Here is a 19,828-nt window from a genome sequence, read left to right as displayed (position 1 = left end):
AGCGGTGCAATGAGTAATGAAAAATCCTTATTGGGTTTGTAGTCCATACCTAGTGATGCCAATACATAAGCCGGTGAAAGAAAGTCTGCGATAACCACAGAATCATTCGGCAATTTATAACCTGGTGCAAATTGGCTTTTAAAACTTAACTGTGCACTGTAAAACCAGGCGTTCTTTCCTTTAATCCCGAGTTTGGAAGAGAGGTCGATCTTGTCATCGCTTTTCACCCAGTTACCCGTGCCAAGTTTTTGCAATCCATAAGCAAGATCAACGGTATTATCCCAATTGACTTTTCCCTTCGCATAATTGGCGAACAAGCTCAGGAACGAGGTTCCTGCAATCGAGCTTTCTCCACCCGCTGCCCAGTTGGTCAGGGATGCCTGCGAGAATTGAAGTCTTACCACTCCTCCACGGGACCACAGCTTGGTACTGTCCTTATCGTCCTGCGCAAATGCGGAAATTGCGATCGTTGTAAAGAGAAGGGCTGTGATTTTAAATCTTCTGTTCATCGTGATTTTTGTAAAAGTTATTTTCTGGTTGCAAGTATAAACAATTCATTGCCTGCACGCGGAGGAATTGAGTTGGTGGCAAGCTCTAATCTATCCAGGTTGAAATGCGGCTCAAACAGTGTGCGATACTCCGCTTCTGTACCACCGAATGGCGGACCTTCCCTGTCAAACTCATTGGCAAAAAGCAGACCGGCCAATCGACCTCCGGGTTTTAGCAACCGTCTTGCCTGCTTGACATACGACGATCGTAATGTTCTATCAATGGCGCAGAAAAAAGTTTGCTCAAGGATGATATCATATGATCCCTGATGCGCAAAGAAATCTTCATGTATAAGATGAGATGAGGGAAATGATGCAAAGCGTTTCCTCACCTGATCCAACGCCAGTGCGGAAATGTCCAGCAAATAAACCTGTTCATATCCTGCCTCTGTAAGCGCTAATCCTTCCCATGCATTTCCGCAACCGGGAATCAGAATCTTCGCATCATGCCTGACATATTGCCGGCAGAATTCCAGAATGGCCGGGCTGGCATACCCGATATCCCAACCCGTATCACCCTGGGAATACCGGTTATCCCAATAGGCCTGATTGAACCTAACCTGATCATTCATCACCTGCAAAATTAACCGAATGGAAAGATATACTCAAAGGCAGATAGATGTATATCAACATAAAGTTTCAAACAATTCGTGCCTGGACAAACAGAAATGCAGATTAAAAGTGTTACGTTTTGGAAGTGCTGCATTATACATATAGTTACTGCTACTAACCGGGCATGGTTTAGCGGTACTTCGGGATCAACTTACGCGAACAAAACGTGCTTGATCCTTTTTGAAAGAAGTATCATTCCCAATACAAATTGCACTTTATTTCGTATAGGTAATTACCCTTAATCCCCTTTATTAATAACCAAATCCGGTTATTGTTGCACGTAACGATTCAATTATTCCTACGTAGAATATAACAAGGCAAAAGATGGGGGCTATGAGAAGGAAAAGATGGGCAAGTTATGTCTTGCATTTGCTGTGCTGGTTCGGGATGAACCAAACCGCATTCGGGACCCATATCGTGGGTGGAGAAATCAATTACGACTGTTTAGGAAACGACCAGTATCTCATTAGCATGACGGTTTACCGGGACTGCTATAACGGGGTACCGGACTTCGACAAACCCGCCGCGATCGGGATATTCGACGCGAACAACAACCTGGTTCAAACGGTGTACATGCCATTTACCAGCAAGGTGCAGCTGAATCCGGAAACCCCGGATCCCTGTATCGTGGTTCCGGGTAACGTCTGTTATGAGCGCACTACTTATTCTTCAACAGTAACACTTCCACCACGTCCGGGTGGATATACGTTATCATATCAGAGGTGCTGCAGGAACCAGACCATTCAAAACCTTGTCAATCCACAGAACGTGGGTGCTACTTATACCGCCAGCATTCCGGATATCTCTGCCGGTGTTTGCAATGCAAACCCGATCATCAATGAGTGGCCACCTGTGTTTATCTGCCAGGGATTTGAGATCAACTATGACCACTCGGCCACCGACCCTGATGGCGATTCCCTGGTGTATGAGTTGTGTGACCCGTTTACTTCACCTACCAATCCTGTGGCTCCCCAACCACCACTTAACCCACCATATAATACAGTACCCTGGAGAGCTCCTTACGGGCTGGGTAACCTGCTGGGTGGAACGGCGGTAACGATTGATCCGCAAACCGGTTTACTCACCGGAGTACCGAATACCCTGGGGCAATTTGTGGTTGGTGTTTGTGTAAAAGAATACCGGAACGGCGTCTTGCTGGGTGAGACCAAAAGAGACTTCCAGTTCAATGTGCTGGCTTGTGAACGGGACGTGGTCGCAGGAGCCATTGGGACCACCGTAAACTGTTTAAACAGTACGGTAGAATTCATGAATCTGAGTGAAGGTGCATGCAGTTACCAATGGGACTTCGGTGACCCAACTTCCACAACCGACAATTCCACGGCCACGAATCCAACCTATAACTATCCGGGCACCGGCTCCTATATCGTAACACTTATCGCCGAATCATGTGATAACCCTGGCTGCAACGATACCATTACCGATCTGGTGGTCAGCGCAGACACATGTCTGCCATGCGGCATGACCGTATCCGTTTCAAAAAGTGATGCAAACTGTGGAGGACTGCTGTCCGAATGCGGAACCGGTTACCGCACCTCCTCCGATGGCACAAATAAGACGATTGAAGAATGGGTGGTGATCAACGGAAAACAGGCACTGATCACTTGCAATGTCACCTGTGCTCAATGTAACACACTCACCATCTATGACGGATGCGCCAATGGCACATCGACAACGGGAGGCTGTGGAGGATCTTCGAGCAGCGGCTGGTGCAACAATGGATGTTCACCTTGTGTGACATGCACAGATATGCGCATGCTATGTGATGGCGATACGGTCAACGGCGCCATCATTCCAGGCAACAACGCACCTCCGGTTACAATGATTTGTGATACCGCATACGTCGGTGGTCCGGGAAGCGCAACAGCCACTCCTAACGGCGGAACACCTCCATACATTTATCTCTGGAGCACCGGTGAGACCGTATCCACCATCACCGGTCTTGATCCGGGCACATATACCGTGACTGTTGTGGACGACGCCAATTGCATTGCCACACAAACCGTCGTTATCGCAGGTAACTCAGACATTGATCTGTCTACCGTCCACACCGACCCATCCTGGTGCAGTACCAGCGATGGCAGTATTACCGTTACCGCAACCGGAGGTAGCGGAACATATAATTACCAGTGGATTCCTGGTGGACAAACAACGGCAGCAATCACCGGACTCACCGCCGGAACCTACACGGTACTGGTGGATGATGGCGGTAGTTGTCCGGAGATCACCGAGGTGACACTGCTTGAACCGAACCCCATGGTCACATCGCCTTCGGGTGATGTTCTGCAATGTTATGATGATTGTACCGGATCGATAAGTGTGGGCGTGAGTGGAGGAACCACCCCATATTCCTATGCATGGTATCCTACCAACGGTTCCACCTCATCATCCATGACAGGTTTATGCAGGGGCTCCTACTCAGTAACGGTCACCGAAGCTTCGGGGTGTTACCTGGTAGAGGTCATTGATGTGACCGCTCCCGATGAATTGGAAATAACAGCTTCATCCACGGATGTGACCTGTGATGCAAACCTCGATGGCACGGCCACGGTCACACCAACAGGTGGGAGTCCCGGCTATACCTACACCTGGTCATCCGGTGCAACTTCAGCAACCGCTACCGGTCTGGGTGGCGGTACCTATTCCGTGACCGTGACCGATAACAATGGTTGTTCACGAAATACCACCGTAAATGTAATCGCACCATTCCCTCTTTCGGTTGAGTTGGAAGATCTGACCACCACCAATTGTGCAGGAACTTTCAGTGGTTCGATTGAAGTGAAGGTAACCGGAGGAACCGCTGATACCACAGGACCGTTAACTGTTTTCTATTCGGAGGACTTTTCCGGCTATCCCAACGGTACGACCACCGGAAGCGGGACACCAGCTAAATGGAGTATCGGCGGATTCACCAACAACGACTGGTGGGAGGTAAGGAACAACCATTTCGAAGGCCGCGACATGAACGGCGAGGTAACGTGGACTTCGGAATGTATCGATATCTCTTCTTGCACGAATGTTTCGTTGTCTATAGATATCGCCGGCACAGCCGATCTGGATATCACGGACTATTTCAATGTTTATTACACCATCGATGGTGGTGCGGAAGTACCGGTCGTTCAGCTGAACGACGACAATGCACAATCTGTGTACCCCACGTTTCAGACATTCACCTCTCCGATTCCGGATGGCGGATGCGTACGCATCGTGGTTCGTGCTCTTGCAGACGGAAATTTTGAACAATATTTCTTTGACAATGTGATCGTCTCCTGTGAACCGATCACGGACCCATTCACCTATGTGTGGTGTGACGGTCAAACCACCTCCATCGCGACAGGCCTCTCCGCAGGCACGTGCGGCGTGACTGTCACCGATGCCAATGGCTGCACAGCCGAAGGTGAGATGACATTGACGGACTATGGAATCATGTCACTTAGCATTGACTCCACCAACGCCTGCGGAGGCGCGGCGAACGGTACCGCCACCGTAACTGTTACCGGTGGACAACCGGTATACACCTACCTGTGGTGCAATGGTGCAACAACACAGGCAACCAACAATCTGCCGGGTGGAACCTGCACTGTAACGGTAACCGACGCACAGGGATGTACGCAAATGATATCCGTCAACATCGGCGCATCACCTCCGATTGATATTCTGACAGCCGTTGATTGTCGAGGAGCAGATATTGACCTGACCGTTTCCGGAGGAACACCAGGCTATACATATACATGGACCCATGGTGCTACTACCGAAGACCTCACCGGGCTCACAGATGGCACCTACACCGTGTATGTGTGGGATAACAATAATTGCTATGTCACCACCTCCGAAGTGGTGGAGGTGTGTCTTTGCAATATATCACTTTCCGGTACTCCGTCTGACGTGCTCTGTAACGGCGGAAATGATGGAAGCATCGATGTAACACTAACCGGGGGCACCGCACCCTTCACATACATCTGGAGCAACGGAGCTACCACAGAAGACATCTCCGGTCTGATAGCAGGCACTTATACACTGACCGCTACTGATATCAATCTTTGTGGGGACACGCTGGAAGTTGTCGTTAGTGAACCTGTTGACCTGAGTCTATCAGGCAGTGCGACCAATGTTTTATGTAATGGTGATGCGACCGGGGGCATAGACCTGACCGTCTCCGGTGGCACCTCTCCATATACATTCGTTTGGAGCAACGGCGCCACAACAGAAGATATCTCGGGATTAACTTCAGGCACATTCACCGTGACTGTCAGTGATAACAATGGATGTACCGATGTGATATCAGAAGTTGTGAGTGAACCAACGGTTCTTTCCCTGAGCATTGTGGGAACCGACGCCTTGTGTTTTGGCGGTGCGGAGGGAAGCATCAACCTCACACCATCTGGTGGATCGCCTGCATACACGTTCACCTGGAGCACTGGTGCTACTGAAGAAGATATCTCAGGATTAAGTGCAGGTAATTATACGGTCACGGTTACGGATAGCAACGGATGTTCAGAGACAACGTCAGAGACCATAGGTGAACCCACAGATATTACCCTCATCGCGACACCCGGCAATGCTACCTGTTTTGGCGATGCCAGCGGCACTGTGAATCTGGCAGCATCAGGGGGAACTCCAGGTTATACATATACCTGGAGCAATGGTGTTACAACCAAAGACGTTTCCGGATTAACTGCAGGAACGTATACCGTCACGGTAAATGATAACAATGGGTGCGATGCCACAACCACTGCTGTTGTGGGTCAACCTGTAGATCTAACCCTGAATCTCACACCATCAAATGTACTCTGCAACGGAGGAACGACAGGTTCTATAGATCTTACACCCAGCGGAGGAACACCATCCTATGGCATCTTATGGAGCAACGGGGCTACGACAGAAGACCTGTCAGGACTCACGGCAGGAACGTATAGCGTTACCGTGACAGATGCCAACGGATGTTCGGAAACATCTTCACAAATCATTTCCGAACCTGCTGTGCTGACGCTGAGTGGAAGCACTACACCTTCAACCTGCGGGGCGACTGATGGAACAGCGGATATTACAATAACAGGAGGCACAACACCTTACTCCTATCTCTGGAGCGATGGAAATACTACGGAGGATCTGACATCCTCCACTTCGGGAAATTATTCGGTCACGGTCACCGATGCCAACGGGTGCTCGAATGCTCTTACCCTCACGATTGATGATATCGGCGGACCTTCACCTTTGACGTTTGACATCACCCATGTAAACTGTTATGGACAGTCTGATGGCACCATCAATCTGAATGTGGGTGGCGGCTCGGCGCCCTTCACTTTTCTCTGGAATAACGGCGAGACCACCGAAGACCTGACCGGACTTCCACCGGGAACCTATACGGTAACCATTACGGACAACCTGGGTTGTAAGGCCGTCACGGATACCCTTATTTCGCAACCTCCGGCCATGGTTCTCACAGAAAATCATGTGGATCTCCTGTGTGCCGGAGACAATAACGGCAGCATTGATATTACCATTACAGGAGGCACTACGCCCTACAGTTATGCATGGGACAATGGCGCATCAACCCAAGATGTTGGAAACCTGACAACAGGAAATTATGCCGTTACTGTTACAGATGCCAATGGCTGTATGATCGATACTTCTATCAGCGTCATAGAGCCGTCAGCCCTTACAGGTTCCGTAACCGGCACACCGGTGGGCTGTACATTTGACGACGGAACCGCCACCATTTCTTCAGGGGGGGGAACACAACCGCATACTTATGTTTGGTCGGATGGACAAACATCCGCAACGGCCACCGGGTTAGTGATCGGATCTTACCAGGTAACGATTACAGATGCCAACGGATGTATACTGACGAGATCACACGATGTGATCAATGCTTGTATGCCAACTGTTACCCTGAACGATGTAGTGGTCTGTGCCGGAGATTGTGCTGATCTCACCGCCGTTGGCACTGACGGCATACCTCCCTATAGTTACACGTGGAACAATGGCATCACGAATACCACTGCCGGACCGGTTACTGTGTGTCCTGTAAACACTACGGTATACCAGGTTACGCTCACGGATCAGGATGGCAACCAGGTTACGGCCACAGGAACAGTCACGGTGAACAACCCTCCGTCACTGGTCATGGGATCCGTAAGCGCCAGATGTGGTCAATGTAATGGTAGCGTCAATGTGAGTGTGACCGGCAACGGCCCTTATCAATACCTGTGGAACAACGGAACCACCGACCCCACCGCTACCGGACTATGTGCCGGAAATTACAATGTCACGGTCACTGATGGTAACGGATGTCTGGATTCCGCATCTGTGTCCATTCTTCAGGCTGGATCCCCAGGTATTGTGTTGGTCGCACCAACACTGCTTTGTGCCGGAGACAACAACGGCACTATCAATCTGATACCTTCCGGAGGAACACCCGGCTACCTTTATGTTTGGAGTAACGGAGCCACTACCGAAGATATCAGTGGACTCAGCTCCGGAACATATTCAGTAACATTAACAGACAACCTGGGATGTTCCGCAATGGACCAGGTGACCATCACAGAACCTGATGCGCTTGTGCTGAATATGATGAACGACACTGTGAATTGCTTCGGTGACACAAGTGGCATTTTAACTGTAACCACTACTGGCGGGACACCACCTTACACTTACCTGTGGAGTACAGGCAATACCGAGGGTGCGGTTTCAGGCATACCAGCAGGTACATACGCCGTTACCGTTTCTGACAACAACGGATGTTTGGAGGCCATCACCGCGCAAGTCATCAACCCAACACCATTGGCCATATCACAGGTGTCCACACATATCCTGTGTAATGGGGCATCCTCAGGTTCGGTTGATGTGATCGCAACTGGTGGCACTCCTCCTTATTCATACATTTGGTCAGACGGCAGCACGGAACAGGATAACACAGGACTTTCCGCAGGAAGCTACGGGGTGACTGTCACCGATTCCAAGGGTTGTCTCGATACCCTGTGGATCACACTCTTTGAACCCACCAGGTTGACCGTTGGTATAGATTCAACCGATGTTTTGTGCAGCGGTGGAACAGACGGAACAGCCACCGTTAACGTCACTGGTGGCGTCATGCCTTACACCTATCTATGGAGTAACGGCACCACGAGTTCTCTGACATCCGGTTTGAATACCGGTAATCATTATGTTACAATCACAGATGCAAACGGTTGCCCGGATACAGCTGTGGTATTTATACCGGAACCGGATTCTCTGATACTTACTATAACCGGATTACCGGAAACATGCGGTCGCCTCGACGGCAGCGCTACCGCCATGGCCATTGGAGGAACACCCGGATATACCTTTACATGGAGTAACGGACAGACCGGATCCACGGCTACTGGCCTTTCAGCGGGGATATATTACGTAACATTATCTGACATGAACGGATGTCAGATGACGGATTCCCTGACACTCATTGACCTGGCTGGGCCAACTGTAGACTTAACGACCGGTCCCTCTTGTCTGGGAGATTCAACGTACCTATTGTACTCGGCAACAGGTTCTGTATCCAATTGCATGTGGAACCTCGGGGACAATAACACTGCCACAGCATGTGGTGATTTAACCCATCTCTATGCAGATACCGGTACCTACTCCATAACACTAACGGTTACAGATACCAATGGCTGCCAGGCAACCGCCATTGAAGAAGTTGTGATCATGGGAAGACCTGAGGTTATGATTACCTCGGATGTACTCGACGGTTGTGTACCGCTGACGGTTCAATTCAACCAACAATCTACCAATGATTCGATATACTTCTGGGATTTTGGAGATGGTAACACCTCGGATGAACCCAACCCGGTACATACCTATATCCTGCCTGGAACTTATATCGTGAATATGACCGCAACATCCCCCAACGGTTGTACGAACTATACTACCACTTCCTCAACCATTACAATTAATGCCTGGCCGTTGCCGGAAGCGGACTTTACCGCCAGCTCATGGGAACAATCCATATTCAGTCCGATCTTCTCCTTTGAAGATAAGTCAACCGACCCTTATTCCTGGTTATGGAACTTTGGAGATAATGATACTTCAGTGGTTCAGCATCCCTTTCACACGTATGAAGATACCGGTTGGTTTGACGTTACCCTGATCCTGACGAATGCACATGGTTGCATGGACACCATCACCCGGCCCATCCATATAAAAGGAGAATACACTTTTTATATTCCGAATGCCTACACACCTAATGGGGATGGCACGAACGAATTTTTCTTTCCGAAAATGATCAACGTATGTGAATGTGAGATGTACATCTTCGACCGTTGGGGCAATGAAATCTACGTAACCAATGATTGTACCGACAATAGCAACGGCTGGCCAGGTACCGCGAATGGCGGCACCAAGCCTGTCCAGGAGGATGTTTACGTTTGGTTGGTGATCACCCGGGATTGTTTCGGCACACCGCATCGACATATCGGGCATGTGACGGTGGTTAAGTAACCAGAAAATCGGTCAGTGCAGTCAGGAACTTTTCCGGTGCATCGGCATGAACCCAATGACCGGATTCCGGGATGGTGACTATGGATGCGGAAGGAAAGTGATGGATGATCTGTGCCTCATCATCCTCACTGATATAATCGGAATGCTCACCGCGTATAAATAGTACGGGGCCTTGATAAAAGGCCGCGTCATCCAATGCCTCTCCTACGTTCTCAATTTGTTCAACAATACCATCCAGGTTCATACGCCATGCCAACTTCTTTTCATCATCCCGGTAAAGATTCTTTAACAGAAACTGTCGGACCGATGGTTCACTGAGATAGGGTTGCATGCGTTGCTCTGCCTCTTGCCTGTTGGCACATGTTTCCGGTTGTACTGCTGTCAGGGCCTGTATCACCTTTTGATGATGGGGCGCATAGTAACGGGGGGCGATATCCACCACCACCAGCTTATCAATGGCCAGGGCATGGTTGGTTGCCAGGGTCATGGCGACCTTACCGCCCAGCGAATGACCAACGAGTGCCACCGACTCCAGGTCCTGTGCATGCATATATGCCAGGACATCATCTGCCATGACCTGATAGTTAAATTCATCGGCATGAGGGGACCGGCCGTGGTTGCGTAAATCCAGAAGATGTACTTCAAACCGGTCACTCAGCAACCGGGCAACCGTCTGCCAGTTATCTGAAAATCCGAAAAGGCCATGTAGAATGATCAGTGGACTTCCTGAGCCGGATACATAACTCTGTAGCTTCATGCACCCTTGGTCTGAGCGGGTTGCATTGCCGCATCTGACCCCTCACGTAAAGCGGACAGGTAATACTGTATTGTTTTCTCAAGCCCGAAGTATAATGCATCGGAGATGAGCGCATGGCCAATAGATACTTCAAGTAGACCGGGGATTTTTGATGTGAAATAAGCCAGGTTCACAAGATTGAGGTCGTGTCCGGCGTTCAGACCGAGGTGAACTTCCGCCGCAGCCTGTGCCGCCATTACGTATGGCTTAATTGCATTCTCCCGGTCTGCATTGTATCCTGCGGCATAGGCTTCAGTATATAATTCTACCCGATCGGTACCGGTGGATGCAGCCTCCCTGATCATTTCAGCATTGGGATCCATAAACAATGATGTGCGGATATTCTTTTCCTTAAATGTTCCGATCACTTCTTCAAGTAATGATTTATTTTCTGTAACATTCCATCCTGCATTCGAGGTGATTACATCTGGCGCATCCGGCACCAATGTCACCTGAGCGGGACAAACGTCAAGCACCAGTTTAATAAAATCCGCAGAAGGATAACCTTCAATGTTGAATTCTGTAGTCAGGACATTTTTCAGATCATGAACATCCTGATACCGGATATGTCTTTCGTCAGGTCTGGGATGTACGGTAATGCCCATAGCTCCGAACTTCTCACAATCCGATGCAACCTTTAACACATCTGGAATATTTCCTCCCCTGGCATTACGCAAGGTGGCTACCTTATTAATATTTACACTTAATTTCACCATTGTTTCTCGCTTATCCTTAAGGGTATTTGCCCTACCCAAAGCTAAAAAATTTAGTAAGTTTGTGTATCATAAACAGGAGAGGAATATGCTTGCCAGAGACCTGATCACCGATGACATACCGCCACTGAAAACCTCCGATACCGGAATCAAGGCCTTGAACTGGATGGACGAATTCAAGGTCCCACATCTGCCGATCGTAAACCAGGCTGATTTCCTGGGTCTTGTTTCAGAAGCTGACATTCTTGACATGAATGCTCCGGAAGAACCGTTGGGCAACCATAAACTTTCCCTTATCCGTCCTTACGTAACAGATAACGTACACTTTTATGAAGTGATTAAGGTGATCTCCGAACTAAAGATCAGTCTGATACCGGTACTGGATGATAAAAACCGCTATCTCGGGAGCATCACCATAGAGCATCTGATTCAGAAACTTTCCGCCATGGCATCAATAAAGGAACCTGGCGGAATTGTTGTTCTTGAGTTAAATCAAAATGACTACTCACTTGCGGCCATAGCACAGATCATCGAAGGTGATGACACTAAGATTCTCAGTTCCTATATTACTTCTCAACCCAATTCAACAAAGATTGAATTGACCCTCAAATTAAATCGTACGGATATCACCCGTATTCTGGCAGCATTCGATCGCTATGATTATACAATCAAAGCATCGTTTCATGAGAACGAATTCAATGATTCACTGAGAGACAGGTACGACCAATTAATGAACTACTTAAACATCTGACCACGTTGACGCGGCCCAGGTTCATTCCATTATTGGTTTGCCTTTTTTGTTTTCATCTGTCCATTTTCTCACAACAGTTAACACAATCTGCTGCATACCTGGTTATCAGCGAAGTGAAGCTGGAAGGCAATAAAGTAACAAAAGCGCAAATTCTTCTTCGCGAACTTGCATTTTCAGAGGGAGACACCATTCTGACCACTGAGTGGGAGGTAATAAAAAATACCAGTCGCAACAACTTGCTGAATACCTCTCTTTTTAACTATGTTACGATTGACACTTCTATGCTGACAAACATAAACATGCGCGTCATCATTAAAGTGGAGGAACGATGGTATACCTGGCCCATGCCCATTTTTGAATTGGCCGACCGCAACTTTAATGTTTGGTGGAAATCAAAGGACCTATCACGCACACATTATGGATTTTATCTTGTAAGGGATAACTTTCGGGGAAGAAAGGAAAGCCTTAGCATACGACTCAGGCTCGGCTATAGCCAGCAATTCAGCATTTCCTATGCCATACCATATCTGAACCGCAAGCAAAAAAGCGGTTTGCGATTTGCCTATTCATACACGCGAAGCCGGGAGGTGAATGTGACAAGCATGAATAATGAACAAGTCTTTTTCAAAGATGACACCGGTTATCCTCGAAAGCACACATCGACGGATATTGTATACAGTTTGCGAAAAGGATTTTACAACCAACACGCCTGGATGCTGCGGTTTAACACCTATGACATTTCAGACACCCTCGCCGCCTTAAATGAGCATTACCTGGGCGAAGGAAACAAACACCTGTCGTTTTTTACAGCAACCTATCTATTCAAACATGACCGAAGAAACTTCAAACCCTATCCATTGGCCGGATATTATATAGACTTCGAGATTGTGAAGCATGGCCTGGGCTTTTTCACCAACCATACAACGGATGTTCTGTATGCCACTGGAACCGTCAAATGGTTCAAGACCCTTGCCCCACGATGGTACACAGGCGCGAGTTTTGGCGCCAAGCTATCGTCTGCCAAAAGACAGCCTTATGCACTGCAACGTGGACTGGGTTATGGAAATGCCTATGTGCGATCTTATGAACTAAAAGTGGTGGACGGACAGAATTTCTGGCTTGCACGGGCCAATATCAAATTTGCACTGGTTCGACCCATGATCAAGAAATTTGCATTTATCCCGGCTGAGAAATTTAACAAGATCTCCTTTGCATCCTATCTTAATGTGTTTATGGATGCCGGTTACCTCATGGACAAGCCGGACTATTACCCGAACCCTCTGCAAAACACCATACTTACCGGACTTGGACTAGGATTGGATTTGGTTACCTATTACGACAAGGTTATGAGATTGGAATACGCAGTCAGTCGATTTGGAGAAGCCGGCTTTTTTGTTCACTTTACTGCTCCTATATGAACAAGGATATTAAACGTGTTGGCCTTTACGGGGTGAAGATACATCCTGAATCCGAGCCATTTGTGAAGGTGCTGATCACTATTTTGGAAAGCAAAGGGGTTGAACTTTTGGTCTTTGAATCAATCTATAATGACCTGGCCTCCAAAAAACTACTGAACACAGAACCGAGTCGTTTCTCAACTTATGAAGACCTGAAAGGAAATATTGACATCTTGTTCAGTCTTGGCGGTGACGGTACAATGCTGGAAAGCATCATGTTAATCAGAGATTCCGGAATTCCTGTGATGGGTATCAATACCGGGCGACTCGGCTTTTTATCCAGCATTGCCAAAGAAGAGATCGAATGGGCCCTGAATGAACTTTTTGCAGGGCATTATTTCCTTGCTAAACGATCCCTGTTGAGAATGGAGACCGAAGAAGCCCTTTTCGGGAACCTGAATTTTGCAATGAATGAATTGACATTGCATAAAAAAGACACCTCTTCGATGATCTCCATCCACACATGGATAGATGATGAATTTCTGAATACATTCTGGGCAGACGGTTTAATTATAGCAACCCCGACAGGATCCACCGGTTATTCATTGAGTTGCGGTGGACCAATCGTTCATCCCACAACTGGTAATTTTGTGATCACTCCCATTGCACCGCACAACCTCACCGTCAGACCCATGATCATTTCTGACCAATCGGTCATACGATTGAAGGTAGAGGGAAGAAGCGATTCATTCCTGGCCACATTGGACTCCAGATCCATCACTATTGACAGTAGCCTGGAAATGATCGTCAGAAAGGAATCCTTTTATGTGCCTTTTGTAAGACTGACGGGGCAAAGCTTCCTGACAACTTTACGCAATAAACTCATGTGGGGAATGGATAAAAGAAACTAAGGAGCCATACGTACGTACTATGCCGGAAGCAGGCGATCCTGCAACGGATAAAAGTGAAATAAAAGAATTATATTTGCTGTCCTTTAACTACTTAGCCAAATTTACGGACATGAAGAAAGCTGTTTTGGTGCTTTTTGTGCTCATCATCCCTATGATTGGTATTGGTCAACGTTGGAAACGATATAGGTATGAGGCTGTAGGGGGTGTGGGTATTTCCAATTTCTTGGGAGAACTAGGGGGAGCTAACCAAATCGGAACAAATTACTTCAGAGATCTTGAATTATCCGCAACAAGGCATGCTTTGATGGTTGGCCTGCGATACAAGCTTAATTTGTATAGTGCACTCAGAACCACTTTTACCTATGGTATGGTTTCAGGCAATGACAATCTGACAACCGAAGCAACCCGCGCAAATCGTAATCTTCATTTCAAAGCACCTATTTATGAATTCTCAACACAATTTGAGGCTTCATGGATGAAAGACAAAACGGGACACAGATACCGCCTGAGAGGAGTAAGAGGACAGAAGGGATTTGAGCTTTATTATTATGGATTTGTAGGTATTGGGGCGTTTTATTACAACCCAAAGGCCAAATGGTCAGGTGATGGTAAATGGTATGCCTTGCAGCCACTAGGCACTGAAGGCCAAGGTCTTGATCCGGCAAGAGACAAATATTCACGGTTTTCCGTTGCCATTCCAATAGGATTTGGTGCTCGCCACTCCATGGGGAGGAATGCAGCTATTGGCATAGAACTTGGCATCCGCAAGACATTTACCGATTACATCGACGATGTGAGCACTACCTATTACAGCTCATCAGCGATTTCAAGTAATGCAGGCAACGAATTAGCAGGTGATCTTGCCGACCCGTCCAACGGCGACAACCCGACCTGGACGGCACCCGGACAACAGCGTGGTGACCCAACTGACAAGGATTCTTATATGTTCGCCCTCATTTCATTCAATTATAAACTCAGAACAACCCGTGGCAATAAGCCAAAGTTCTGATACGTTATTGCCTGGCGCTTATCTATGAAAGCTTTTGCCATATATACCACACTTTTTATGGCAGCGATGACTTGTTGTGATCAGCTGACGGCCCAAACTGTGGTCAAAAACAAGAATTCCGAACTGGGCTTGTTTTTAGGAGGAAGTTATTATTTAGGCGACATCAATCCCGGCGCCCACTTCAAAATGACCAGTCCCGCTTTAGGACTGCTTTTCCGACGAAATTTCAATCCACACTTTGCATTCCGATTCAATGCACTATACGGTCGGTTACAAGGTGATGATGCCAACTCATCAGATGACAATCAAAAAGAACGGAACCTTTCTTTCCGATCTTCTATTCTGGAATTCTCGGGACAATTGGAGTTTAATTTTTTTCCTTACGAAATTGGCAAACAGAATCAATCCTTTACCCCTTACGTTTTTGTTGGACTTGGAGCCCTGAAACACAACCCCAAAGCTGAGTTGGATGGTACCTGGTACGAATTACAACCTCTAGGCACAGAAGGACAGGAAACGATCGCCTACTCAGAACGAAATCGCTATAAACTGCTACAATTATCTCTGCCCTTCGGCCTCGGTATCAAATGGAATCTTACACCTCGCATTGGCATGGCCCTGGAATGGGGAATGCGGAAGACCTTCACCGACTACCTGGACGATGTTAGTATGACTTATGCCGATCCGTTAGTTCTTAACGCCGAAAACGGATCAAATTCAGCCACACTGGCAAACCGGAGTTTGTCGGGCGAAGACAAAACAGGAAGACAACGAGGTAATTCCAATAACAAAGATTGGTATAACTTTACCGGAATAATGATAAACTTTAAGATCGGTGGCGCCAAGGAAGTTTGTCCTGCCTACCGGGATTTGTAAGATTTTAATACTGCGGTGCACAACGGTCCCTGCGGGGACCTTTTTTCATATATGAGCCTGATTGAGCAAATACATAATGATAATCTACCGGAGCATGTCGCCATCATTATGGATGGTAACGGAAGATGGGCTAAAAGTAAAGGGAAGAACCGTATTTTCGGTCACAAGAACGGTGTACTAGCGGTAAGAGATACTGTTGAATGTGCCGCAGAAATAGGCATTAAGTATCTCACCTTGTATGCATTCAGTACAGAAAACTGGAACCGACCCAAGCTAGAGATCAATGCGCTGATGCAGTTGTTGGTGCAAACGATCCACAAAGAAACCAAAACACTGACCAAGAACGATATCCGGTTGCAAGCTATTGGGGATATTGAGGGCCTTCCTGCCAGTTGTCGAAAGGAATTACACGAGGCCATCGAGAAAACCAAAGAAGGCCAACGGATGACATTGGTGCTGGCACTTAGCTACAGTGCCCGATGGGAAATAGTACGTGCTGCGACAAAATTGGCAGAAGAATTCAAAAACAACAGCAAATCCATCAGTGACATCACTGCCAACGATTTTGAAAAGTACCTTTGCACCAAAGATATACCGGACCCCGAATTGCTCATCCGAACCAGCGGAGAACATCGCATAAGTAACTTTTTGCTATGGCAAATCGCCTATTCAGAGTTGTATTTTACGGATGTGATGTGGCCTGATTTCAGGCGACAGCATTTTTGCGAAGCCATACTGGATTACCAATCCAGAGAAAGAAGGTTTGGTATGACCAGTGAACAATTATCCACCTGATCTATGTTAAGACCCACCATTATAAGTATCCTCTCCATTGCCTTTTTCTTTCAGTCGTTTGCCCAACAACCCCTGCATTCGGTTGATATTGATTACAGCAACCCCAAAGAATATCAAATTGCAGGTATCCGTATTGTTGGCGTTCAGTTCCTAGATAGCCGAATGCTTTTGCTACTTTCCGGACTGAGTGAAGGTGATCGCATTCAGGTACCTGGAGAAGCTATCAATAAAGCTATTAAGAACCTATGGGCCCAGGGCTTGTTCGAGGACGTAAAAGTTCAGGCAACACGCACAATGGGTGATAAGATCTGGCTGGACATAGTACTCAAGGAAAGACCTCGTTTGTCTTACTACAATTTCGAAGGCATTTCCCGATCCGAAGCAAATAATTTAAGGGAAAAACTAAATATCACGAGTGGTGACATGGTTAATGAGAACCTTTTGATCACTTCTCAAAATAAGATCAAAAACCACTTTATCAAGAAGGGCTACTATTTCGTATCCACGGAGGTTGTTCAACAGAAAGACACAACACAGAACAGCGGCATTGCTCTGACATTTGTGATCAGGAAAAAGAGAAAAGTAAAAGTGAACAGCATTACTTTCAAAGGCAATGAGGCACTCTCCGACCAAAAACTTAAAAAAGCCATGAAAGAGGTGAAAGAAAAGAACCTCTTCCATGTTTTCAAAGTATCTAAGTTCAATGATGGGGACTATGAAGCCGACAAGAAACTCATCATCGACAAATACCTTGAATCTGGCCTAAGGGATGCAAGGATCGTATCCGATACGATGTATGCCCACGATGAGAAGACGGTTAATATTGAAATCGAGATCAACGAGGGTAACAAGTACTATTTCAGGCACATAACATGGCTTGGAAACACCAAGTATACCACCAAACAACTGAATGACATTCTGAATATCCAACGGGGTGATGTTTACAACGAAGCCAAACTGGAAAAACAATTATATATGAATCCTACCGGAAAGGATCTGAGTTCGCTTTATCTGGACAACGGTTACCTCTTCTTCCAGGTGAATCCGGTAGAGAAACTGGTGGAAAACGATTCCATTGACATTGAACTTCAGATTTATGAAGGTAAACAGGCCCGCATCAGCAAAGTGCTGGTTTCCGGTAATACAAAAACGAATGATCAGGTAATACTCAGGGAGATCCGGACCAAACCCGGAGAGTTGTTCAGTAGGTCCGACATCATTCGTTCACAAAGAGAACTGTCTCAGCTCGGCTACTTTGATCCTGAAGCTTTTGATGTCGTCACTACGCCCCACCCAGAAAGCAGCACCGTGGATATTGAATACGTGGTGGCTGAGCGTCCTTCGGATCAGGTAGAATTATCCGGTGGATGGGGCGGAGGCATTGTGGTTGGAACATTGGGGCTCGTTTTCAGTAATTTCTCAGCCAAGAATATGTTTAAAAAGGGTGCGTGGCGACCGCTTCCGGCAGGTGATGGTCAACGCCTGTCTTTGCGTGCAACATCAAATGGCCCCAGTTTTCAATCTTACAATATGTCCTTTACCGAACCCTGGTTGGGCGGAAAAAAACCCAATTCACTAAATGTCAGTGTTTTTCACACGGTTCGATCCTATGGATACAGTAAAGAAGACCCCAACCGCGAGACGTTGAAGTTAACCGGAGGTTCTGCAGGCATCGGCTGGCGCCTGAAATGGCCTGATGACTTCTTCAGTTTTTACGCACAAGGCAGTTATCAGGTATATAGTCTGAAGAATTTCACCTCCGGCGATTTCATTTTCACAGATGGAAGATCTAACAATCTGAGTGGGACCTTTACCCTTTCCAGGAATGACATTGACGCGCCGATCTTTCCGAAGAAAGGCTCAAAGTTTTCTTTCTCTTCTCAATTGACGTTACCGTACTCCCGCTGGTTTAGTGATAAGGATTATTCTACGCTGCCTGACGCAGAAAAATACAAGTGGATCGAATTCCACAAATGGAAAGTACATGCAGCATGGTATGCACCTCTGGACCATTATCCCAAGACCAAGTTTGTCCTGGCAACGCGGGTTGGTTTCGGCTTTCTCGGATACTACAATCCTGGCATAGGTACATCACCATTTGAAAGGTTCTATATGGGTGGTGACGGTTTGTCCGGTTTTAACCTGGATGGGCGAGAATTGATCTCCATGAGGGGCTATGGCAATAATGTGTTATCACCTGCCAATGGTGCTTCTTATGCTGCAAAATACACAATGGAATTGCGCTTCGCCCTTTCCACCAACCCGAGTGCAACCATTTATACCCACCTTTTTGCAGAAGCCGGGAACTCCTGGTCTACTAAAGAGCAATTTGATCCGTTCCGCCTTAAGCGGTCGGTGGGCGTGGGTCTGCGACTATTCCTACCAATGTTCGGACTGTTAGGCGTGGATTATGGCATTCCTATGGACAAGGTGGAAGGTCGTCCGGTTTACGAAGAACGTTTCCAATTCACAATTGGACAGTTCTTTAACTCATGGAACAGCGATTAAACAAGCGTTGAGAAATTGTTTGGAACAATGATTGTATTGTCACATCAGAATATTAAACCGCATAAACCAAATCATCATTACTCTGGAGGAATTATCATGAAAAGAAAACTCACCTTCCTGGTTGCTATCATGGCGCTGTCCTTGTCAACCATGGCCCAGAAATTTTGTTTCGTAGACACAAAGTACATCCTGGAAAATATACCTGAATACAAGGCGGCTCAGGAAGAATTGGACAAGATATCCGTAGAATGGCAAAAGGAAATCGAAGAAAAATTCGCTGCCGTTGACAGGATGTATAAGGATTATCAGAAGGAGGAGATACTTTTGACTGAAGAAATGAAGAACAAAAGGCAGGCTGAGATTATTGCAAAGGAAAAGGAAGCCAAAGAGTTACAAAAAAAACGTTTCGGTTTTGA

The 19,828-nt window shown here is 47.0% G+C and carries 13 protein-coding genes; 9 read left to right on the top strand and 4 right to left on the bottom strand.

Going from position 1 to position 19,828, the window contains the following annotated elements; all coding sequences use genetic code 11:
* Both KDD36_10755 and KDD36_10750 read right to left on the bottom strand, forming a co-directional pair.
* On the bottom strand, positions 1-509 hold a 509-nt coding region (locus KDD36_10755; protein MCB0397127.1), incomplete at its 3' end, for a DUF3078 domain-containing protein.
* A 17-nt stretch (positions 510-526) separates the two neighbouring features.
* Positions 527-1,120 (bottom strand): methyltransferase domain-containing protein, encoded by a 594-nt coding sequence (locus KDD36_10750; protein MCB0397126.1) that lies wholly within the window; start codon positions 1,118-1,120, stop codon positions 527-529.
* A gap of 373 nt (positions 1,121-1,493) precedes the next feature.
* Here KDD36_10750 and KDD36_10745 point away from each other — a divergent pair, with 373 nt between their 5' ends.
* Positions 1,494-9,656, top strand: a complete 8,163-nt coding sequence (locus KDD36_10745) for a PKD domain-containing protein (protein MCB0397125.1) — start codon at positions 1,494-1,496, stop codon at positions 9,654-9,656.
* Here the strand turns inward: KDD36_10745 and KDD36_10740 are convergent.
* Both KDD36_10740 and KDD36_10735 read right to left on the bottom strand, forming a co-directional pair.
* On the bottom strand, positions 9,649-10,413 hold the full coding sequence (locus KDD36_10740) for an alpha/beta fold hydrolase (protein MCB0397124.1): 765 nt from the start codon (positions 10,411-10,413) through the stop codon (positions 9,649-9,651). The genes KDD36_10745 and KDD36_10740 overlap by 8 nt on opposite strands.
* Positions 10,410-11,168: a pyridoxine 5'-phosphate synthase gene (locus tag KDD36_10735; GenBank protein ID MCB0397123.1), complete on the bottom strand. Its 759-nt coding sequence runs from the start codon at positions 11,166-11,168 to the stop codon at positions 10,410-10,412. The genes KDD36_10740 and KDD36_10735 overlap by 4 nt, the downstream gene beginning before the upstream one ends.
* 85 nt (positions 11,169-11,253) lie before the next feature.
* Between KDD36_10735 and KDD36_10730 the strand changes: the two genes are divergently transcribed.
* From KDD36_10730 to KDD36_10695, 8 genes are all read left to right on the top strand, one after another.
* Positions 11,254-11,916, top strand: coding sequence for a CBS domain-containing protein (locus tag KDD36_10730; GenBank protein ID MCB0397122.1), 663 nt, complete (start codon positions 11,254-11,256; stop codon positions 11,914-11,916).
* Between the two features lie 113 nt (positions 11,917-12,029).
* The gene (locus KDD36_10725; protein MCB0397121.1) at positions 12,030-13,334 is read left to right on the top strand and encodes a hypothetical protein; all 1,305 of its coding nucleotides are present in this window, start codon (positions 12,030-12,032) and stop codon (positions 13,332-13,334) included.
* Positions 13,331-14,224: an NAD kinase gene (locus KDD36_10720; protein MCB0397120.1), complete on the top strand. Its 894-nt coding sequence runs from the start codon at positions 13,331-13,333 to the stop codon at positions 14,222-14,224. The genes KDD36_10725 and KDD36_10720 overlap by 4 nt, the downstream gene beginning before the upstream one ends.
* Before the next feature lie 19 nt (positions 14,225-14,243).
* Positions 14,244-15,233 (top strand): hypothetical protein, encoded by a 990-nt coding sequence (locus KDD36_10715; GenBank protein MCB0397119.1) that lies wholly within the window; start codon positions 14,244-14,246, stop codon positions 15,231-15,233.
* A 57-nt stretch (positions 15,234-15,290) separates the two neighbouring features.
* Positions 15,291-16,109 (top strand): outer membrane beta-barrel protein, encoded by an 819-nt coding sequence (locus KDD36_10710; GenBank protein MCB0397118.1) that lies wholly within the window; start codon positions 15,291-15,293, stop codon positions 16,107-16,109.
* 51 nt (positions 16,110-16,160) lie between these two features.
* Positions 16,161-16,904, top strand: a complete 744-nt coding sequence (locus KDD36_10705) for an isoprenyl transferase (protein ID MCB0397117.1) — start codon at positions 16,161-16,163, stop codon at positions 16,902-16,904.
* A gap of 3 nt (positions 16,905-16,907) precedes the next feature.
* The gene (bamA, locus tag KDD36_10700; GenBank protein MCB0397116.1) at positions 16,908-19,412 is read left to right on the top strand and encodes an outer membrane protein assembly factor BamA; all 2,505 of its coding nucleotides are present in this window, start codon (positions 16,908-16,910) and stop codon (positions 19,410-19,412) included.
* A 96-nt stretch (positions 19,413-19,508) separates the two neighbouring features.
* The coding region (locus tag KDD36_10695) for an OmpH family outer membrane protein (GenBank protein MCB0397115.1) at positions 19,509-19,828 on the top strand (320 nt) is incomplete at its 3' end.

This window comes from Flavobacteriales bacterium, from assembly GCA_020435415.1.
Lineage (GTDB): Bacteria > Bacteroidota > Bacteroidia > JACJYZ01 > JACJYZ01 > JACJYZ01.
This window is presented reverse-complemented; position numbering and strand designations above follow the sequence as displayed.